We start from the raw sequence: 3,258 nt of genomic DNA, 5'->3' as shown, positions 1-3,258 counted from the left end.
CCATCCCGGCACCTCGGAACTGGTGGCCCGCGCCGTGCAGCAGGCCGTCATCGATTGTGGCATGCCGGCGGGCACGTTCTCGATGCTGCATGACACCGGCTATGAGATCGGCGGCGCGCTGGTCGCCCATCCGCTGATCCGCGCCGTCGGCTTCACCGGCTCCCGCCGGGGCGGTCTGGCGCTGGTGGATATTGCCGCAAGACGCGACATGCCGATCCCGGTCTATGCCGAGATGAGCGCGATCAACCCGGTCCTCCTGTTTCCCGAAGCGCTGAAGGCGCGCGGCGGCAAGATCGGTACGGCCTTTGCTGCATCGCTGACGCTTGGCGCCGGCCAGTTCTGCACCAATCCCGGCCTGATCCTCGCCGTCGAAGGCGAGGGGCTCGATGCCTTCAAGGCGAGCGCCGTCGAGGCGCTGAAGGCCGTGCCGGCCCAGACGATGCTGACCGCCGGCATCTGCAAGGCCTATCGCGACGGTGTTGCAAAACTGGTCGGCCACAGCGATGTGACTCAGCTTGCCGAAGGGCAGGAGGGCGACGAGTTTCACGGCCAGGCCGCCCTTTTCGAAACGACGGCCGCCTCGTTCCTCAAGGACAAAAGCCTGCATGATGAAGTCTTCGGCGGTGCCGGCCTGATCGTCAGATGCCGCGATCTGGCGGAACTCGAAACCGTGGTCGATGGTCTGGAAGGTCAGTTGACGGTGGCGCTGCACATCGACGAAGGCGACCATCCGGCGGCGGCGAAACTGATGCCGAAGCTGGAAATGCTGGCAGGCCGCCTGCTCGTCAACGGGTTTGGCACCGGCGTCGAGGTGTCGCCGGCCATGGTCCATGGCGGGCCCTATCCGGCGACCTCGGACGTGCGCTCGACCTCGGTCGGCACGCTCGCGATCGACCGCTTCCTCCGTCCGGTCTCCTATCAGGATATGCCGGCGGACCTGCTTCCCGACGCGTTGCGCGGGTAACGGCTGCGAACTGCCGCGCCCGGTTGCCACGACTGTCGGTACCGGGCGCGATCTCGATTGAACCTGCCCCCGGGTCTCCCCATCTGATGGGATATCGAGGGAGACAACGGATTGAGTGAAGACCGGAATTCAGCGCCTTTTCGGATCGAGGCAGGCTTGCGTTCGCAACACCGCCATCTCGCCGCGCGGGGATACTGGCGGGCATTTTCGCGCAAACTGCGCTATCCGCTTGGCCCCGAGGCGAAGGCGGTCGCTTTCATTGAACGCGCAATCGATCCCGACCATGCGATCAGCGCGGTCTCGCAAAACGGCGATTTTCTTGGCGTGGCCGGTTTCAAGTCGCCGGAAGGGGCGTTTATCGGCGGCGGTTTCAGGGACTTGGCGGCAACGTTCGGATGGTTCGGCGCGACATTCCGCGGTCTGTTGATCGGCATTCTGGAGCGTGATTGCGAGCCGGGCACGCTGCTTATGGATGGCATATTCGTCGAACCCCATGCGCGAGGAAGGGGAATCGGGAAAGCCCTGTTGAAGGCTATCGAGTCACGTGCCGCATCCATGGGCCTTCACCATGTTCGCCTCGACGTTATCGACACCAATCCGCGCGCGCGTGCCCTCTACGAACGGGAGGGCTTCGTCGAGAAATCCGTTCAGTCGCTCGGGCCGCTGAGCCCTGTTTTCGGCTTCTCAACGGCGACCCAGATGACAAAGCGCGTCGGCATTTGACGGATATTGCTTCCGGTTCGCTATGAGGAGAGATCCGAACAGCGGCAATTTTGCACCCTTCAAAGACCGCTAACGCTGACTGACAGCGCAAAAAAAAGCCCGACCGAAACCGGGCTTTTTCAACTCTCGGCGTGTCGACGCTCAGGCGGGGGCTGCGGCCGATGCGCGGATACGCACGCCGAACATCACCGTGGTGGCGGAGAGCAGCAGCAGGACGCCGCTTGCAAACACCGTCCCGGTGCCGCCCGCCGCGTCGAACACGACGCCGCCGAGGCCGGCTCCAAGCGCGATCGCGAGCTGGATGGTGGCGACGAACAGGCCGCCGGCACTCTCGGCCTCGTCGGACACGGTGCGCGTGATCCAGCTCGACCAGGCCACCGGAACGCCGCCGAAGATCATGCCCCACAGCACGACCGAGACGGTGTCGCTCACCGGATTGCCGCCGAAGACGACCATGACCATCGCCAGCGTCCCCATCGAAAGCGGCACGAGCACCAGGGTCAGGCGAAGGCTCAGCTGGGCCATGCGGCCGGCAAGGACGGTGCCGAAGAAATTGGCGATGCCGAAACCGAGCAGGATGATGGCAATCGCCTCGATCGAAAACCCGCCCCGGGTCTCCAGATAGGCCCTGAGATAGGTGAAGAACACGAAGTGGCCGCCAAAGACCAGGAGGACCGCCATCATCCCAATGCCGATGCCGGGGCGCAGCAGAACCTCGCCAAGCGTTCTCAACCGGGCCATGCCGGCGGGCCGCATGCTGGGCAGGCTGCGCCATTGCGCGACGAGTGAAATCGCGCCGAGAAGCGACGCCAGCAGGAAAACGCCCCGCCATCCGATGATCTCGCCGAGATAGCTGCCGACCGGCGCGGCGAAAACCGTCGCGGCGGATACGCCGCTCATCAGGATGGAGAGCGCCCGCGGAACCAGACCCGGCGGAACGAGGCGCATGGTGACCGCAGTCGACATCGCCCAGAAGCCGCCGAGCGCGATGCCCAGCAGAACCCGGCCCGCCAGAAGCATATAGACGCCCTGGGCGAAGGCGACCATCAGATTGGAGACGATCAGCAGGACGGAGAAGGTCATCATCATGTTGCGCCGGTCGGCGCCGCGCGCGGCGGCCGAGATCAACAGGCTCACGGCAAAGCCGAACATCGCCGTCATCGTCACCGCCTGGCCGGCGGCGCCTTCGGAGATGCCGAGATCGGCGGCAATCGGCGTCAGCAGGCTCGCCGGCAGGAATTCGGCGGTGACAAGGCCGAAGACGCCCAGCGTCATCGCCGTCACGGCGCCCCATGCGGGCGCGCCGTCCGCCTTCTCGTTCATAACAGGGTTCATTGCGATATCCTTCGCGATGGGAGGTGGAGGAGGATGGGCTGAAGTTAGGCTGGACAGGCCGGACTTTCTATGCCAGTAAATCCGCTATGCATGATCATCCGTCCGAAACATCGCCGCGTTCACGCGATGCCGATCTCGTCAGCGAGCTCCTGCTCGGCATGCGGCTTGTCGGCATCGATTATCGCCGCATCGAGCTTGCCGAACCGTTTTCCTATTCCTTCGGCGCTCAGGACGAC

3 protein-coding genes are annotated in these 3,258 nt (G+C 64.6%); 2 read left to right on the top strand and 1 reads right to left on the bottom strand.

Features of this window, described 5'->3' with window-relative positions:
- Together B4E36_RS18565 and B4E36_RS18560 are read left to right on the top strand one after the other, a co-directional pair.
- The coding region (locus B4E36_RS18565; RefSeq protein WP_345900670.1) for an aldehyde dehydrogenase family protein at nucleotides 1–964 on the top strand (964 nt) is incomplete at its 5' end.
- A gap of 111 nt (nucleotides 965–1,075) precedes the next feature.
- On the top strand, nucleotides 1,076–1,687 hold the full coding sequence (locus B4E36_RS18560) for a GNAT family N-acetyltransferase (protein WP_345900669.1): 612 nt from the start codon (nucleotides 1,076–1,078) through the stop codon (nucleotides 1,685–1,687).
- A 141-nt stretch (nucleotides 1,688–1,828) separates the two neighbouring features.
- Here B4E36_RS18560 and B4E36_RS18555 read toward each other — a convergent pair whose 3' ends face one another.
- Nucleotides 1,829–3,022, bottom strand: a complete 1,194-nt coding sequence (locus B4E36_RS18555) for an MFS transporter (RefSeq protein WP_292054076.1) — start codon at nucleotides 3,020–3,022, stop codon at nucleotides 1,829–1,831.
- Between the last annotated feature and the right edge of the window lie 236 nt (nucleotides 3,023–3,258).

It is taken from the genome of Martelella sp. UBA3392, assembly GCF_002358775.1.
GTDB lineage: Bacteria > Pseudomonadota > Alphaproteobacteria > Rhizobiales > Rhizobiaceae > Martelella > Martelella mediterranea.
This window is presented reverse-complemented; position numbering and strand designations above follow the sequence as displayed.